Raw genomic sequence first — 16,653 nt, forward strand, 5'->3', positions numbered from 1 at the left:
ACGGCCTCGTGAGGCGGGCCGGCCGACTTCCCCGACCAGGTAGGCTGCCCCGGCGTGCGCGACGCGGCGCGCGCCTCGACACGGGAGGAATCCGCGTTGCACGTCCAGGAATGGCTGGAGACGATCCCCGCGGGCGCGATCTACGCGCTGGTGGGTGTGGTGATCGGGCTCGAGAGCCTGGGGATCCCGTTGCCCGGCGAGATCGTCCTCGTCAGCTCGGCCCTGCTCGCCTCCCAGCACGGTGACATCAACCCGTACGTCCTCGGTGCCTGCGCCACCGCCGGCGCCATCATCGGCGACTCGATCGGGTACGCGATCGGCCGCAGGGGCGGCCGTCCGCTGCTGGCCTGGCTGGGGAAGAAGTTCCCCAAGCACTTCAGCGAGGCCAACATCGCGCTGGCGGAGCGCTCCTTCGAGAAGTGGGGCATGTGGGCCGTCTTCTTCGGCCGCTTCGTCGCCCTGCTGCGGATCTTCGCGGGACCGCTCGCGGGCGTGCTGAAGATGCCGTACTGGAAGTTCCTCCTCGCCAACGTCTTCGGCGGCATCCTGTGGGCGGGCGGCACGACGGCCGTCATCTACTCGGTGGGCGTCGTCGCCGAGGCGTGGCTCAAGCGCTTCTCGTGGCTGGGCCTGGTGCTGGCCGTCCTGATCGGCGTGACGTCGATGCTGATCCTGAAGAACCGTGCGAAGAAGGCCGCGGCGACGACGCAGCCGAAGACCGAGCCGGCCCCGGAGCCGACGCCGGTGTCGGTGGCGGACTGACCGAGGGCGCTCCCGAAGGACGCAGAAGGGCGCGGTGGCCTCACGGCCGCCGCGCCCTTCTCCGTGTGGCGGGCGCCCCGGGCTCTCAGTCCGCGAAGGCCTCGGCGTGGCCCTTGGCCAGGTGGAGGTACATCTCCGCGTTGAGGCGGATGCCCGCCTGCTCCTCCTCCGTCAGCGGGCGCCGGACCTTGGCCGGGACACCGGCCACCAGCGACCCCGGCGGGATCTCCATCCCCTGCGGGACCAGCGCCTGCGCGGCGATGAGCGAGCCGGCGCCCACGCGCGCCCCGTTGAGGACCGTGGCCCCCATGCCGACCAGGACGTCGTCCTCGATGGTGCAGCCGTGGACGGTCGCGTTGTGTCCGACCGTCACACGGTCGCCGATCGTGACCGGGAAGCCGGGGTCGACGTGGACGGTGCAGTTGTCCTGGATGTTGGAGTCCTCGCCGACGACGACGGGACCGCAGTCCGCCCGCAGCACGGCGTGGTACCAGACGCTGGCGCGGGCACCGAGCGTGACGTCACCGAGCACGACGGAGGTCGGCGCCGTGAAGGCCGTCGGATCGACCTGCGGCTCCTTGCCGCCCACGGCCCTGATCAACGCCTCTGTCATCGTTCGCTCCTGATCCCTCGTGATTGCGTCACGCCTCCACGGCACCCTAGTCGTGGCCCATGACGGACATCACAGGGCACCCCGGTGATCAGGTACGACGGTGCCGACTACCGTGTGCGGGTGCCCAGGAACAGAAACACGTTCTCCTCTCTCACCGCCTGGCGGCGCCGTGTCCTCGCCCGCGCCGTGCAGGGCGGGTGGCGCTGGGTCCAGGAGGCCGGGGCCGTGACCGCCGAGAGCCCCGGGCGGCTGCGCTTCAGGCGCCTGGGCGCGGGCACGCGGCTGGCCTTCCCGCAGGGGACCGTCTTCGGCGAGCAGTGGATCGAGATCGGCGAGTGCTGCATCATCGCCGAGCAGGTCACCCTCACCGCCGGAATGCTGCCCGGTCTCGACCTCGGGCCCGACACGGTGCTGACCCTGGGCAACGGCGTCGTCCTCGGGCGGGGCAGCCATGTCATCGCCGACACCGCGGTGACCATCGGCTCGGACACGTACTGCGGTCCGTACGTCTACATCACCTCGACCAACCACAGTTACGACGATCCGGACGAGCCGGTCGGCAGGCAGTGGCCGCGCTCCGAGCCGGTCGAGATCGGCCCGGGCTGCTGGCTGGGCACGGGGGCCGTGATCCTGCCGGGCGCAAGGCTCGGCCGCAACGTGGTGGTCGCGGCGGGTGCGGTCGTACGCGGAGAGGTCCCGGACCACTCCGTGGTGGCCGGCGCGCCGGCGAAGGTGGTGCGCAGCTACCACCCGGAGCGGGGCTGGGAGCCGCCGCTGCGGACACCGGCGCCGACGCCGGTTCCGGACGGTGTGACCCACGAACAGCTTGCCGCGCTCGCGGCCTGGGACCTCGCGGACGGCTGACCCCCCGGCGCGGAGCCCGGAGAGTGCGGGGCGGCCGCCTCCACCCCGCCCCCTCCGTCGGCCCGTCGCGAGCGTCACCGTGCCGGCCGTGGGCTCCTGGCGAGTGCACCGTTCTCCCCGTCGTCAGGCCTGTTGCCGGCAGCACCGTCCTGCCGCCGTCGTCAGCCCGTCGCGAGCAGCACCGTGCCGACCAGGGCGAGGCCCGCCCCCGCCGCCTGGATGGCGCGCAGCCTCTCCTTCAGTACCCCGCGCGCGGCCAGCGCTGTCACGACCGGGTAGAGGTTCGCCAGGACCGCCGCGACCGTCACCGGCCCGTTCTGCGCCGCGATCGAGTACGTACCGTTGGCGGCGACGTCCGCGAGGCCGACGAAGGCGAGCGCCGGAAGGGCCGCCCACACGACGTTCAGCCCGCCGCCCTCGGGCAGCGCCCGCCCGCCCCGCTTCACCGAGACGTACAGCGCCCCGCCACCCACCGCCACGTTCGTCACCCGCTGCACGAACAGGGCGAGGAACAGGCCGGTCATGGTCGAGGACGCCTCGGCGATCAGGGCCATCACCGAGCCGAAGCCGAAGGCCGCTACCAGGGTAAGGAGCACCGCCTGGCGCTGCACGGGGGCGCCTCGCAGTTCGGGCCCGCCGGCGAGGAGGATGCCGAGGACCGCCACCCCGATCCCGGCGAACTGGAGGAGCCCCGGCCGGTCGCCGACGAGCAGGCCCACCGAGACCGGCACGACGACGCCGAGCGAGCCGAGCGGCGAGACCACGCCCATCGGTCCGAGCGCCAGGGCCTTGTAGAACGCGAGCATCGCGACCGGACCGACCACCCCCGCGGCGACCGCGTACCAGAGGTCGGGGCCCGCCTCGGTCCAGGCGCCGGTGGCGATCACGATCGCCCCGAGGACGAGGACCGCGACGGTCTGCGAGGCCACGACCACCGTGAGGGCGGGCATGCGCCGGGTGAGCAGTCCGCCGCCGAAGTCGGCCAGGCCCCAGAGCAGGGCGGTGGCCAGGGCGAACAGGGCAGTCATGGAACCTCGCAGCGTGGCGGTCTCGCAGTACAGTGCGGTGGACAGCTGAGTACACCGCGGTAGACCACACCGTAGTTCAGTCTGTTGAACTCTGTCATCCAGAATATTGGACGGAATGTGTCGGACCTCGATCAGCTCACGCAGTCGCTCGCGCGGAATCTGAAGCGGTGGCGCAATGAACGCGGATTCACGCTCGATGCGCTCGCCGCACGGGCGGGCGTCAGTCGCGGCATGATCATCCAGATCGAACAGGCCCGGACGAACCCCAGCGTCGGCACCACGGTGAAGCTCGCCGACGCGCTCGGTGTCTCCATCACCACCCTCCTCGACTACGAGCAGGGTCCCCACGTCCGCCTCGTCCCGCCCGCCCAGGCCGTGCGCATGTGGTCCACCTCCAACGGCAGCCACACGACGCTCCTCGCCGGCACCGAGGCGCGCGGCCCCCTGGAGCTCTGGGCCTGGACCCTGATGCCCGGCGACGGCAGCGACTCCGACCCGCACCCCGACGGCACGACCGAGCTGCTGCACGTCACGGCCGGGGAACTCACCCTCGTCGTCGGAGGAGAGGAGCACCGCATCCCGGCCGGCACCTCCGCCGTCTTCGAGGCCAACGTGCCCCACGCCTACCGCAACGACGGTACGGAGACGGCCGAGATGACCATGGCCGTCTCCATCCCGCCCGCACGCTGAGACGCCGGGACCCCTGGCGCGGGCGGATTGTTAGCGTGGCCGGCATGCGCGCACCCATCGGAGACTTCGACAACGCCGTTCCCGCCCCCGAGTGTCTGGACCGGCTCACGGAACCGGTCGCCGCGGCCGTACGCGCCTGGCAGGGCACCGTCCCGGCCGATCAGCTGCTGTACGTCGACACCGAACCGGAGATCGCCGACACCGCTGCCTTCGTCGCGCACCACGGCCTCGACCTCCTGGACCGGTCCGCGAACTGCGTGATCGTCGCCGGGAAGCGGGGCGACGTGACGACACTGGCCGCCTGCGTGGTGCGCTCGGACTCCCGGGTCGACGTCAACGGAGCCGTACGCAAACACCTGGGCGCGCGGAAGGTACGGTTCGCGCCCATGGAGAGCGCGACCGGCGAGAGCGGCATGGAGTACGGCGGCATCACCCCGATCGGCCTCCCGGCCGACTGGCCCGTCCTCGTCGACGCCACCGTCGTCGACACCGAGTGGGTCCTTCTCGGGAGCGGCCGGCGTCGCGGCAAGCTGATCGTCCCGGGCAAGGCGCTCGCCGAACTCCCGGGCGCGGTGGTGCTCGACACCCTCGGCGTACCGGCCGGCTGACCACCCCGCTTCCAACCGGCCCGGGACGAGGCGAGGTTGAAGGTCATTCCTTGACGAAAGCATCCCCAACGTGCGGTTCGTCGGTTATCGTGCAGTGTGGATTTGGGGATGATCCAGCAGTACTTCACGGTGGGCATGGACGTGATCGTCCACCTCGGTGGCGGGCGTTCGGCGCGGGGCAGGCTCGAGGCGATCGGCACCGACAGCGTGGTGCTGGCGACCGACAGAGGGCCGGCCCTGCTGAGCGCGGCCGCGGTCGAGCTGATCGAGATCGTCGATGCACCCGCGCCCGTGCCCGTGCCTGCTCCCCCCGCTCCGGCGCCCCCCGCCGCGCCCGCCGCGGAGGTGCCCGCGCCGGCGTCGACGGGGGAGGGGACGCCGGCGGCCCGCGAAGCGCCTCCTGTGGCGGAGCCCGAGGAGTGGGACGCCCTGGGGCGCGAATTCGCCTCCGGCGAGACGGACCTGACGTTCACTCAGCCCTCGTTCCGGCTCGACGCGAGCGTGCCCCTGTCGTACAGCGACGCCAAGGACGCCGAGCAGGCTCTCAACCGGGCCAGGAACCGGATCGAGTCGGCGCGGCTCGCCCGGGACGCGGCCAAGGCGGGCGCGGCGGTGCGTGATCTCGCCGAGGCCGGCCTGACGCTCGACTACCCGCCCGCGCTCCATCTGGCCGGGCTCCTTCTGCTGGAGTGGAAGGAGACCGAGGCCACCCGCCGACAGGCCGGCGAATGGCTGGAGGAGGCCGCTCACCTCGGCGGCCGCTACGCCTGGGACCTGGCCGTGCTCCGGTTCCGCAGCGGGCACCTCCCCGACGCCCTCGCGGTACTCGGCGACGCGCTGCACGACGCGCCCGCCGAGCGGGCGGACGACCTGCTGCTCCGGGCCTTCCTCGAACTCGCGCTCCACACCGGGGACGCCGACGAGGCCGTCCGCGCCCTGTCCGGCGCCGTGGCCGCCGAGGCCGCCCCGCGCCTGGTCGCGACCCGCGCCGCGCTCCACCTCGTCTGGCGGCTCTTCCCCGAACGGGCCGCCCCGCTGGAACCGCTCCTCACCCGTGCGGCACCCGCTTCCGGCGACCTCTGCCGCGTCCTGGACGTGCTGAGCCCCGGAGTCCTGGAGCGGTTCGGACTGGCGAGCCGGAACGGCGACGCCTCCACGGTCGCGGCGGAGGGCGAGGCGGCCGTGGCGCCGGGCGGCCCGCGCCGCGTACCGGCGGAGGCCGGTGAGCCCCGGCCGCCCGCCGTCGAGCGGCCCGCGACGACGGTCCCGGCCCCGTACCTTCCCGGTCTCGGCGGCGGCACGCCCGGCGGCGGCGCCGCGAAGCCCGTCCCGGCCGCCGTCCCGAGAGCACACCGGCCGCCGCCCGGTCGCGACCCCCAGCGCCAACTGGAGGCGGCCCAGCGTCAGTTCCAGCAAGGACACCTCGCCAACGCCCTGCGCATCGCGCGCACCGCGCTCGAGATCTTCCCCGCCCACGAGGGGCTCCTGGACATCGCGGACATGGCCGAGCGGGAACTCGCGGCGCGCGCCGCGGACCGTCCGTTACCCAGCCGGCCCGAGGGTCCCCGGCAGGCTCGCGGCCGTGACTCCCTGTACGCCAGGGCCCAGCACGCCGACACCCGGGAGAAGGACTGGAAGAAGGCCGAGGCCCTCTACCGCCAGGCGCTGGAGGAGGACCCGGGCAACGAACGCGCCCGCCGCTCCCTCGCCTGGGGCCTGCACCGGGGCAAGCGCAGCGACGAGGCCCTGGAGGTCCTCCGCGACCCGGACGGCGCGGTGCAGGAGGTCCTCCAGCACCAGAACATGATCATCACGATCCTGAGCGACCGTCAGCGCTGGGACGAGGCCGCCCGGTTGCTGGAGGTGCTGCTCGGCGGCGCGCACAGCAACCAGACCCGCACCGGGCTCCTGAAACGGCTCATCGTGCTCTACCGCCGGCTCCGCGACGTCGACAGGGCCAACGGAGCCGCCCAGCGCCTGCTCCAGCACGGTCCGCGCAACCCGGAGTTCCGGTCCATCGCCGACGAGGTCGCCAAGGCCGACCGTACGGGCGTGTGGGACAAGCTCGACGAACTCCTCGCCAAGAGCGACTGGCAGCCCGAGCAGGCCGACTCCGTCAGCAGCATCGTGCAGATGCACATCGACCGCTGCGAGTACGCGGGCGTCACCGCCGTACGCATCCAGGAGGGGTCCCTCAGCGAGCACGACGTGCAGGAACTGGTGAAGCTCGTCGAGCGCCTCGGCCCCTCCCGGCCCGCCGACCGCGCCGCGTACAACCTCTCCGCCGCCCGTATCCTCCGCGACATCAACCAGACCTCCGACGACCGGTTCCGGCGGTCGCTGCGCGCCTTCGGCGCGGCCATGGGCGACCTCTGCACGGCCGAACGCAAACCGCCGGACGTGACCCGCGCCTACTACACCGAGGCCGTCTCGCTCGGCGGCTGGGACGACATGGGAGAGCTGAAGGTCAAGCAGTTCGTGACCTCCTACCTCGACCCGGACTGGCAGCAGCCCGAGAGCCGCCCCTCCTTCGAGCTCTGCATGAGCTGGGTCCTGGAGGACAAGAGCCGGCACAGGTCCCTGGCGATGGGTCTGGTCGGACTGCTCTCGGTGAGCTCGGAACGGGTCCGGCGCGAGATCATCTCGCGGACCTACCGGGAGGCCCAGATCCGCGAGGTCCTCGTCCGTGAACTGAGGGCCTACCTCCAGGTCTCCGAGTCCTCCACGGCCCAGAACGCCTACAGCGAGCTCTGGGACGAGGCGTTCCGCCACCACGTACGACTCCTCGACGCACAGCGCAACACCCTCCAGCTCCTCCTCAGCCGCAACGAACCGCTCGGCACCCTCACCGAGGACCAGCAGGTCCTCGAAGGCGCCGCCGAGGTCGCGTACACCACCCCGCTGGACCGGGACCGGTTCACCAAGGCGGCAGGCATCCTCGCCGAGCTGCGCGGCTATCTGGAACAGCCCTCGTACCTGGAGCAGGAGCGGCTGGAGTCCCGTATCCGCACCACGATCCGGGATCTGGTCAACACCATCGAACGGCTGCCCACCCGCATCAGCCTGGAGTTCCTGGTCCCGCTGCTCGACAACCTGGAATCGGCGCTGACCGCGCACTTCCGCGACGTGCAGCGGGCAGCCGAACCCACGGACCTGGACGTCGAACCCGTCCTCTCCGCCTACATGCCGAACGCGGCCTCACTCATCCACGTGCAGCTCAGCGTCACCAACCTGCCCCGGCGCTCCCCGGCCGTCGACGTCCGGCTGCGGGTCCTGAACAACGACGACGACTACCAGCCGGTCGCCGCGGCGATCCCGGTGGCGCACAGCCTGCGCGACGAGCAGACCGAAACCTGCACGCTGCCGCTGGTCCTGACGCCCAGGGCCATCCGCGAGCAGGTCGTGACCCTGCGCTACTGCCTGGAGTTCACGCTCCGCTCGGACCGCCGGCTCACCACCGAACCGGGCACCCTCTCTCTCAGGCTCAGCGACGCGCAGGACTGGGAGCCCATCCAGAACCCGTTCTCCGAGGGCTCGCCCGTGGAGAACGAGAAGATGTTCTTCGGGCGGGATCCGCTCATCGCCGGCCTCGCCGACGCGCTGCACGGGGCCGACGCCAAATGCGTCGTCATCTACGGCCAGAAGCGCGTCGGCAAGTCCTCGGTCCTGCACCACCTGCAGAACGCCCTGGAACCCCCGCTGCTCGCCGCGAAGCTGAGCCTGCTGGACATCGCGACCGACCTCAGCCACGCCATCCTCCTCTACCGCATCGCCAGCGCCTTCTACCGGCGCCTGGAGGACCTGGAGGACATGGGCTACCCGGCGCTCGACCTGGACCGCCCGGTGCTCAGGGAGTTCACCGACAGCGGCTCGCCGCACCTGCACTTCGACGACTACCTCAACGACATCCAGCGCCGGATGCGGCGCAGCCAGGCCCATCGGGACTGGCGGATGGTGCTGCTCCTCGACGAGTTCACCGTGCTCTACTCGGCGATCGAACGGGGAGCCCTGCCCAGGGAGTTCATGAAGTCCTGGAAGGCGATGCTCGAGAGCCGCATGTTCTCCAGCGTGGTGGTCGGCAACGACCTGATGCCCCGCTTCCTCAAGGCCTTCCCGAACGAGTTCCAGGTGGCCCGCCAGGAACCCGTCTCGTACCTGGACGAGCACTCCGCCAAGGCGCTGATCACGGAACCGGTCGCCCTCGCGGACGGCGGGAACCGGTACCGAGGCGACTCCGTCCAGCGGGTCATCGAACTGACCGCCCGCAGCCCGTACTACATCCAGCTGTTCTGCAACCGGCTGGTGCAGCACATGAACGCGGAGCGCCAGCCGCTGATCGGCCCCGCCGACGTCGACACCGTGGCCGCATCCCTCATCAGCGGTGAACGGGCCCTGCTCCAGGAGCAGTTCGACAACCTGCTGACCCCGGGTGACGCAGACGTCAGCGAGCTGAAGGACGACGTCGTCCTCGCCGTGCTCAAGCGCGGCCTCTCCGGGCACCGCAGGGACCTGCACATCGACGGGCGCAAGGCCCGTGAGCTCTCCGAAGGCCCGCGGGTGCTGGAAGACCTGCTGCGCCGTGACGTGATCGAACGGCAGTCGGAGGACCGGTACCGGATCAAGGTCGGTCTCTTCGCCGAATGGCTCTGGTACCGGAGGGCGTGACGCGATGACCGAGGCAGAGACCCGCACGGAGGCCGAGGGGGCGCACCTGCCGCGCCAGGGCGGCGCCGGCGACCCCGCCCACCGTGACAACCCCTTCGCCACCGTCGGGCACCCCGTCCACGGTGCCGCGCACGTCGGCCGGGCCGACCAGATCCGCGTCCTGCGCCAGCGGGTCCTCGACCAGCCGACCGCCGGCGCCACGGCCGTCATCGGGCCGCCGAGGATCGGCAAGTCCAGCCTCGCGTACCACCTCTTCATGCGGCCCGAGGTCCTGGACGAGTACCCCCGGTTGATCCCGGTCTGGATGAACGTCCGGACCGGCGGCGGGATCGCCCAGGTCGTCCTGCGGCTCGTCGAGGACGTGTGGGAGGCGCTGGAGGACCGCGCGCCGGAGCAGGACCGGCGGATCACCGCCGCGTACGACCGCGCCGTGGCCCCCGGGATGCCGTGGGTCGAGGCCCAGACCGAGACGCAGGAGTTCCTGAGGCTGGTCCGCAGGCGCGGCTGGCGCGTCGTGCTGATCCTGGACGAGTTCGACGCCGCCCGGGAGGTCTTCCGGTCGCAGCCGGGCACGTTCCAGGCCCTGCGCGAGTTCGCCTACAACCTCGACTGGAACATCGGCCTGGTGACGACCTCGCGGCGGGAGCTGCGGGAGATCGTCGACATGGCCGATCCCGACGAGTCGACGTTCGCCGGGATCTTCCGCTCCGTGTTCCTCACCTGCTTCGACGAGCCGGACCTGACGGAGCTCGTGGGACGCGTCGACGGCGTCGAGCCCGAGGACCGCGCGCGGGCGACCCGTCACCTCGCCGAGCTCACCGGAGGCCATCCGTACCTGGCCAGTGTCCTCCTGGACCGGGTCTGCTCCTCCGGCGCCGAACCCCTGCCGCTGGCTCCGGCGCTGGAGCGCCACATCGACCCCCTGCCGGCGGAGTTCTCCTACTACTACCGGGACCTGGAGGACCTGCTGAAGGCCGACGGCCGGCTGCGCGCCCTGCTGGAGGTGGTGCTCGGGCCGCAGCTGGTGGTCACGCCCGACGACGCACAGGTCCTGCTCCAGCAGGGGCTGCTGGTGGTACGGGACGGCACCTACCGCGCCTTCTCCCGGGACTTCCAGGAGTACCTCGCCCTGATCGGCCGGCAGCTCGGGCACTGGGACCGGTGGATGGCCGTCGAGCGGCGCGTCAGGGAGCTCGTGGAGGCCGGGTTCACCGAGCGGTACGGCGAGGAGTGGCCGGACGAGCTGAGGGCGAAGCGCCCCAAGCTCACCGCCACCCTGGACAAGTGCGAGGAGCTCCGGACGAGGGAGCTCCGGGCCTACGGCGCGCGAGCCTCCACCCGGCTGCTCGACTTCACGTACCCCCGGGACCTGTTCGACCTGATGGCCTCGCACTGGGACGTCTTCGGCAAGCTGGTCGGCAAGGACAAGGCGTACTGGAGCGAGCGCTTCTCGCTGCTCGCGAAGGTGCGCAACCCCATGGTCCACAACCGGATGTCCGTGGTGACCCCGGTCGAGCAGCGCATGTTCGGCGTGTACTGCGAGGAGCTGATGGAACTCCTCGACCGCCTGGACGCCGACCGCCTGGACGCCGACCGGGCCGACGCCGACCAGGTCGACGTCGACTGAGCGCGTGCCGATCGGGCCGACGCCGACTGAGCGCGTGCCGATCGGGCCGACGCCGACTGAGCGCGTGCCGATCGGGCCGACGCCGACTGAGCGCGTGCCGGCCTGGCACGTGCGCCCACCTGGCGCGTGCCCACCGCGCGCGCCTGCCCTGGGCTGCCTCAGCCGAGCCGGGGGATCTCGATGGCGGGGCAGCGGTCCATGATCATGTCGAGCCCCGCCTTGCGCGTCCGGTCGTACGCCGCCTCGTCGATCACACCGAGCTGGAACCACACCGCCTTCGCGCCCACGGCGACCGCCTCGTCGGCGACCTGCCCCGCGTGCTCGCTGTTGACGAACACATCGACCACGTCGACCGGGAACGGGATGTCGGCGAGCGAGGCGTACCCCTGCTCGCCGTGGACCGTCTCCGCCTTCGGGTGTACGGGTACGATCCGCTTCCCGAAGCGCTGGAGCACGGCCGCGACGCCGTAGGCCGCGCGGGACCGGTTCGACGACAGGCCCACGACGGCCCAGGTGTCGCCCGTGGCGGTCAGGATCTTCCGTACGGTCTCCGACTCGGCGCTCGTCGTCTCGACGCTCATCTACTGCCTCCTGTGGCTCGTCGCTCTGCACAACGGACCACGGGCACCGGTGATTCCCCGCGGCCGAGGTCAGCCCAGGCCCGGGGGAGCCGTCGGGACGCCGCCCGGGCCGCCGAGCGCCTCCACTGCCACCGCGACACCGTCCTCACCCCTCACCCGCATCAGCCGCATCGCGGAGCTCACGGGTCGCTCCTGTGAATCGGGCGACACCCGTCCGGGCTGGACCCGGGCCCTGCGGGCCCTGTCGCTCGCGGACCCGGTCGACGAGCGGCCCGAGCGGACGGAGGCGCGTTCCCGGGCGCATAGGGTGGCGGGATGCAGGAGCAGTACCGCACGCTCGCCCGCGAGGGCGTGCACGAGACCGAGATCAACCGCTCGCGCTTCATCTGCGCGCTGGCACCGGTGGCCACCGAGCAGGAGGCGCAGGACTTCGTCGCGCGCATCCGCAAGGAGAACCCGACCGCCACGCACAACTGCTTCGCGTACGTGATCGGCGCCGACGCCTCCGTCCAGAAGGCGAGCGACGACGGCGAGCCGGGCGGCACGGCCGGCGCCCCGATGCTCCAGATGCTCATGCGCCGCGAGGTGCGGTACGTCGCCGCCGTCGTCACCCGGTACTACGGCGGCGTGAAGCTCGGCGCGGGCGGTCTGATCCGGGCCTACGGCGGCGTGGTCGGCGAGGCCCTGGACGAGCTCGGCACCCTCACCCGGCAGCGCTTCCGCCTCGCCACCGTCACGGTCGACCACCAGCGCGCGGGCAAGCTCGAGAACGACCTGAGGGCGACCGGCCGGAGCGTGCGCGAGGTGCGCTACGGCGAGGCGGTCGCCATCGAGATCGGCCTCGCGGACGCCGACGTGGAGACCTTCCGGGCCTGGCTCGCCGATGTGACGGCCGGCACCGCGGAGCTGGTACTGGGCGGCGAGGCGTACGGCGATGCCTGAGCGGAAGCCCCCGGAATCCGCCGGATTCCCCGAAGCCCCGGCCGTTGTCCGACCCCACCGATACGCTCCTGGATCATGAGATTCCTGCATACGTCGGACTGGCACCTGGGACGGTCGTTCCACCGGGTGAGCCTGCTCGACGCCCAGTCCGCGTTCCTGGACCACCTGGTGGCCACGGTGCGCGCGCGTGACGTGGACGCGGTCCTGGTCGCGGGGGATGTCTACGACCGGGCTGTGCCCCCGCTCTCCGCCGTCGAGCTCTTCGACACCGCCCTGCACCGGCTCGCCGAGGCCGGGGTGCCGACCGTCATGATCTCCGGCAACCACGACTCGGCCCGCCGCCTCGGCGTCGCCGCCGGACTCATCGAGCGGGCCGGCATCCACCTCCGTACCGACCCGGCAGGGGTCGGGACCCCCGTCCTGCTCGACGACGCCCACGGCCCCGTGGCGCTCTACGGCCTGCCGTACCTCGAACCGGCCCTCGTGCGCGAGCGGTTGGGCGCCGTCAGGTCCGGCCACGAGGCGGTGCTCTCCGCCGCCATGGACCGCGTCCGCGCCGACCTCGCCACGCGGCCCACCGGCACCCGGTCCGTCGTCCTCGCGCACGCGTTCGTCGCCGGCGGCGAACCGAGCGACAGCGAACGGGACATCACGGTCGGCGGGGTCGCCGCCGTCCCCACAGGAGTCTTCGACGGCGTGGACTACGTGGCCCTGGGCCATCTGCACGGCAGCCAGGCCGTCACCCCGCGCGTCCGCTACTCCGGCTCACCCCTCGCGTACTCCTTCTCGGAGGTCCAGCACCGCAAGAGCATGTGGCTGGTCGACCTCGGGGCGGACGGTGCGATCGAGGCCGCCGAGCGCCTCGACTGTCCGGTGCCCAGGCCGCTGGCCAGAATCCGTGGCCGGCTCGACGACCTGCTGGCCGACCCGGCTCTCGTACGGCACGAGGAGTCCTGGGTCGAGGCGACCCTCACCGACCCGGTCCGCCCCGCCGAGCCCATGGCCCGGCTCGCCGAGCGCTTCCCGCACACCCTGAACCTGGTCTTCGACCCCGAGCGCACCGAGAGCGACCCGCTCGCCTCGTACGCCCAGCGGCTGCGCGACCGCAGCGACCAGCAGATCGCCGAGGACTTCGTGGCCCATGTGCGCGGCGGGTCCGGACCCGACGACACCGAACGGACCGTGCTGCACGGCGCGTTCGACGACGTACGGGTGGACGCGACGGTCCAGGAGCGTGAGGTGGGCACCCGGTGAGACTCCACCGCCTCTCCGTCACCGCCTTCGGGCCGTTCGGCGCCACGCAGGAGATCGACTTCGACTCCCTGTCCGCGGCCGGCCTCTTCCTGCTCCACGGCCCCACCGGAGCGGGCAAGACCTCCGTCCTCGACGCCGTCTGCTACGCCCTGTACGGAGCCGTGCCCGGCGCCCGGCAGTCGCCCGGCACCTCCCTCCGCAGCGACCACGCCCCGCTCGGCACCTCCACCGAGGTGACCCTCGAACTGACCGTGGGGGAGCGGCGCTTGGAGATCACCCGGCGACCGGCCCAGCCGCGCCCCAAGAAGCGGGGCGGCGGCTTCACCACCGAGAAGGCGCAGAGCTGGCTGCGCGCGTACGACTCCGGCACGGGCGAGTGGGCCGCGCTGAGCCGCTCGCACCAGGAGATCGGCGAGGAGATCACCCAGCTCGTCGGCATGAGCCGGGAGCAGTTCTGCCAGGTCGTGCTCCTGCCGCAGGGCGACTTCGCGCGCTTTCTGCGGGCCGACGCGGAGGCGCGCGGCAAGCTGCTGGGGCGGCTCTTCGACACCCGTCGGTTCGCCGCCGTGGAGGAGAGGCTCGCCGACCTGCGGCGCGCCGCCGAGCAGCAGGTACGGGACGGGGACGAGCGGCTGCTCGCCCTCGCCCACCGGATCGCGCAGGTCACCGGCGGCGCGGTCGTCGACGAGCGGCCGGGCGAGCCCGGACTCGCCCAGGCGGTCCTGAACCGTGCGGCGGTGGCCCGCTCCGAGACGCGCGAGGCCCGTGACATCGCCGACTCGGCCGTCTCGGCGGCCGAGTCGCGGCAGGCGTCCGCCCGCCGACTCCTCGACGCCGAACGGGACCTGGCCGCCCGTCAGGCGCGATTCGAGGAGACGAGGCGGCGGCAGGAGGAGCTGGAGGAGAGCAGGCCCGAGCGGGACCGCGCGCAGGCGGTGCTCGACCGGTCGCGCAAGGCCGATCTCGTGGCTCCCGCCCTCGGGATGCGTACCGACGCGGAGCGGGACCACGCGGCGGCCCGCGCGGCCCGTGAGCAGAGCCGGGGGCGGCTGCCCGGCGAGCTGACCGACGCGGGCGCGGAGCAGCTGTCCGCCCTGGAGCGGCGGCTGACCGAGGAGCTGGGCGGGCTCGAGTCCGCACGGCGGGCGGAACGGCGCGGTGCCGAGATAGCCGGGGAGCGGACGGACCTGGAGCGGCAGGCCCGGGCCGACGAGGAGATCCTCCACGACGCGGGCGCCTGGCTGAGCGGCTGGGAGGCCCGTCGGGCCGAGCTGGCCGCACGGATCGAGGCCTCGCAGGAGGCCGTCGCCCGCGCCGAGCATCTGGCGGGCCGCCTCGAACCGGCCCGCCGACGGCTCTCCGCCGCCCGCCGCCGGGACGTGCTCGCCGAGCAGAGCGCCACCGCCGAGTCCCGGCTGACGGCCGCCCGCGAGCGCCGCAACGAAGCCCACGAGGCCTGGCTCGACGTCAAGGCCCGCCGGCTCCAGGGCATCGCCGCCGAGCTGGCCGCGGCCCTCACCCCCGGCGACCCCTGCCAGGTCTGCGGCTCCGCCGACCATCCGGCACCCGCCCGCACGGGCGCCGACCACGTCGACCGCGCCACGGAGGACGCGGCCTACGAAGCCTTCACCCGCGCGGAGGAGTCCCGCACGGCCGCCGAGCGCGAGACGGCGGCCACCGCCGAAGCATGGGCCGCCGCACGTACGGAGGTCCGCGCGGGGAGCGAGGACGCCACCGACCCCACCGTCGGTGAACTCGCCCGGGAGGTCGACGAGTTGACGCGTCTGCACGCCGAGGCGCACGCGCTCGCCGCGCAGACGCACGACGTACGGGAGACGCTCGCGCGGGCCGAGCGGGAGTACGAGAACCGGGTGCGGGCACAGCGGGACGCCGAGCGGCGCGTCGCCGCCCGGACCTCGCAGCGGGAGGCGCTCGACCGGGAGCAGACCGCCGTGGACGCCGAAGTGGCTCGGGGGCGCGGCGAGTCCCGCAGCGTCGCCGAGCACGCCTCCCGGCTCGAGCGGAAGATCGCCATCCTGATCGACGCCGCCGAGGCCGTACGCTCCGTGGAGCTCACCGCCCAGCGGCTCAAGGAGGCCGACGACCGGCTCGCGAACGCCGCCTTCCGCGCCGGGTTCGACACCCCCGCCGAAGCCGCCGCCGCCCTCCTGGACGCCGGGGAGCACCGCGCCGTCCAGCAGCGCCTGGACGCCTGGCAGGCGGAGGCGGCCGCCGTCGCCGACCGGCTCGCCGAGCCGGAGACCCGGGCGGCCGCCGAACGTCCGCCCGCCGACCCGGCGGCCGCCGAGGCCACGCACACCGCCGCCGAACGTGCCCTGCGGGACGCGACCTCGGCCCTCGCCGCCGTCGTCGACCGCGGCGTCGAACTGTCCCGGCTCTCCCGGCAGGCCGACACCGAGGTCCGTCGCCTCGGACCGCTGCGCGAGGAGTACGACCGCGTCGCCCGGCTCGCCGGACTCACCGCGGGCACCTCGGCGGAGAACGAACGGAAGATGCGCCTGGAGTCGTACGTCCTCGCGGCCCGCCTGGAGCAGGTCGCGGCCGCCGCCACCGCGCGGCTCCAGCGCATGTCCTCCGGCCGCTACACCCTCGTGCACTCCGACGCCCGCTCCGGCGGCAAGCGCGCCGGCCTCGGACTCCATGTCGTCGACGCCTGGACGGGCAACGAGCGGGACACCGCCACCCTCTCCGGCGGGGAGACCTTCTTCGCCTCTCTCGCGCTCGCGCTCGGCCTCGCCGACGTCGTCACCGACGAGGCGGGCGGCGTCCGGCTCGACACCCTCTTCATCGACGAGGGCTTCGGCAGCCTCGACGACCAGACCCTCGACGAGGTGCTCGACGTCCTCGACTCCCTGCGCGAACGGGACCGCAGCGTCGGCATCGTCAGCCACGTCGCCGACCTCCGCCGCCGCATCCCGGCCCAGCTGGAGGTGGTCAAGGAGCGGACAGGGTCGGTCGTACGGCAGAGAGGGCTCGGCGTCTGACTCCGCCAGTGCGG

Annotated in this window: 12 protein-coding genes; 9 read left to right on the top strand and 3 right to left on the bottom strand. The window is 72.8% G+C overall.

Annotated features, from left to right (window positions below; translation table 11 throughout):
* Window positions 1-96 precede the first annotated feature (96 nt).
* The gene (locus M5362_RS10865; protein WP_260227624.1) at window positions 97-762 is read left to right on the top strand and encodes a DedA family protein; all 666 of its coding nucleotides are present in this window, start codon (window positions 97-99) and stop codon (window positions 760-762) included.
* 85 nt (window positions 763-847) lie between these two features.
* Here M5362_RS10865 and M5362_RS10870 read toward each other — a convergent pair whose 3' ends face one another.
* Window positions 848-1,375, bottom strand: a complete 528-nt coding sequence (locus M5362_RS10870; RefSeq protein WP_260227230.1) for a gamma carbonic anhydrase family protein — start codon at window positions 1,373-1,375, stop codon at window positions 848-850.
* A 120-nt stretch (window positions 1,376-1,495) separates the two neighbouring features.
* Here M5362_RS10870 and M5362_RS10875 point away from each other — a divergent pair, with 120 nt between their 5' ends.
* Complete coding sequence (locus M5362_RS10875) at window positions 1,496-2,239, top strand: acyltransferase (RefSeq protein WP_260227231.1); 744 nt, start codon at window positions 1,496-1,498, stop codon at window positions 2,237-2,239.
* Window positions 2,240-2,400: 161 nt separating this feature from the next.
* On the opposite strand, the gene M5362_RS10880 is transcribed toward M5362_RS10875, so the two are convergent.
* A complete protein-coding gene (locus tag M5362_RS10880; protein WP_260227232.1) occupies window positions 2,401-3,267 on the bottom strand; it encodes a DMT family transporter in 867 nt (288 codons plus the stop codon).
* Window positions 3,268-3,384: 117 nt separating this feature from the next.
* On the opposite strand from M5362_RS10880, the gene M5362_RS10885 reads away from it, so the two are divergent.
* The 4 genes from M5362_RS10885 to M5362_RS10900 all read left to right on the top strand — a co-directional run bounded on the left by M5362_RS10885 (window position 3,385) and on the right by M5362_RS10900 (window position 10,857).
* Window positions 3,385-3,957: a helix-turn-helix domain-containing protein gene (locus M5362_RS10885; RefSeq protein ID WP_260227233.1), complete on the top strand. Its 573-nt coding sequence runs from the start codon at window positions 3,385-3,387 to the stop codon at window positions 3,955-3,957.
* Between the two features lie 44 nt (window positions 3,958-4,001).
* Window positions 4,002-4,565: a YbaK/EbsC family protein gene (locus M5362_RS10890; RefSeq protein WP_260227234.1), complete on the top strand. Its 564-nt coding sequence runs from the start codon at window positions 4,002-4,004 to the stop codon at window positions 4,563-4,565.
* A gap of 108 nt (window positions 4,566-4,673) precedes the next feature.
* Window positions 4,674-9,230, top strand: coding sequence for a tetratricopeptide repeat protein (locus tag M5362_RS10895; protein ID WP_260227235.1), 4,557 nt, complete (start codon window positions 4,674-4,676; stop codon window positions 9,228-9,230).
* Window positions 9,231-9,234: 4 nt separating this feature from the next.
* Window positions 9,235-10,857, top strand: a complete 1,623-nt coding sequence (locus M5362_RS10900) for an ATP-binding protein (protein WP_260227236.1) — start codon at window positions 9,235-9,237, stop codon at window positions 10,855-10,857.
* Between the two features lie 158 nt (window positions 10,858-11,015).
* Here the strand turns inward: M5362_RS10900 and M5362_RS10905 are convergent, their stop codons facing one another.
* Window positions 11,016-11,438, bottom strand: a complete 423-nt coding sequence (locus M5362_RS10905; protein ID WP_260227237.1) for a CoA-binding protein — start codon at window positions 11,436-11,438, stop codon at window positions 11,016-11,018.
* 315 nt (window positions 11,439-11,753) lie between these two features.
* On the opposite strand from M5362_RS10905, the gene M5362_RS10910 reads away from it, so the two are divergent.
* The 3 genes from M5362_RS10910 (at window position 11,754) to M5362_RS10920 (ending at window position 16,639) form a co-directional block, all read left to right on the top strand.
* Window positions 11,754-12,380, top strand: coding sequence for a YigZ family protein (locus M5362_RS10910; RefSeq protein WP_260227238.1), 627 nt, complete (start codon window positions 11,754-11,756; stop codon window positions 12,378-12,380).
* A 75-nt stretch (window positions 12,381-12,455) separates the two neighbouring features.
* A complete protein-coding gene (locus tag M5362_RS10915) occupies window positions 12,456-13,634 on the top strand; it encodes an exonuclease SbcCD subunit D (RefSeq protein WP_260227239.1) in 1,179 nt (392 codons plus the stop codon).
* The gene (locus tag M5362_RS10920; protein WP_260227240.1) at window positions 13,631-16,639 is read left to right on the top strand and encodes an SMC family ATPase; all 3,009 of its coding nucleotides are present in this window, start codon (window positions 13,631-13,633) and stop codon (window positions 16,637-16,639) included. The genes M5362_RS10915 and M5362_RS10920 overlap by 4 nt, the downstream gene beginning before the upstream one ends.
* Window positions 16,640-16,653 lie beyond the last annotated feature (14 nt).

This window comes from Streptomyces sp. Je 1-79 (assembly GCF_025195125.1).
In the GTDB taxonomy this organism is placed as follows: Bacteria; Actinomycetota; Actinomycetes; order Streptomycetales; family Streptomycetaceae; genus Streptomyces.

What these genes read in the sequence shown, in the direction of transcription:
- M5362_RS10870 (WP_260227230.1), bottom strand. Translation starts at nt 1,375, where the DNA reads ATGACAGAGGCGTTGATCAGGGCCGTGGGCGGCAAGGAGCCGCAGGTC.
- M5362_RS10880 (WP_260227232.1), bottom strand. Translation starts at nt 3,267, where the DNA reads ATGACTGCCCTGTTCGCCCTGGCCACCGCCCTGCTCTGGGGCCTGGCC.
- M5362_RS10890 (WP_260227234.1), top strand. Translation starts at nt 4,002, where the DNA reads ATGCGCGCACCCATCGGAGACTTCGACAACGCCGTTCCCGCCCCCGAG.
- M5362_RS10895 (WP_260227235.1), top strand. Translation starts at nt 4,674, where the DNA reads ATGATCCAGCAGTACTTCACGGTGGGCATGGACGTGATCGTCCACCTC.
- M5362_RS10900 (WP_260227236.1), top strand. Translation starts at nt 9,235, where the DNA reads ATGACCGAGGCAGAGACCCGCACGGAGGCCGAGGGGGCGCACCTGCCG.
- M5362_RS10905 (WP_260227237.1), bottom strand. Translation starts at nt 11,438, where the DNA reads ATGAGCGTCGAGACGACGAGCGCCGAGTCGGAGACCGTACGGAAGATC.
- M5362_RS10910 (WP_260227238.1), top strand. Translation starts at nt 11,754, where the DNA reads ATGCAGGAGCAGTACCGCACGCTCGCCCGCGAGGGCGTGCACGAGACC.
- M5362_RS10915 (WP_260227239.1), top strand. Translation starts at nt 12,456, where the DNA reads ATGAGATTCCTGCATACGTCGGACTGGCACCTGGGACGGTCGTTCCAC.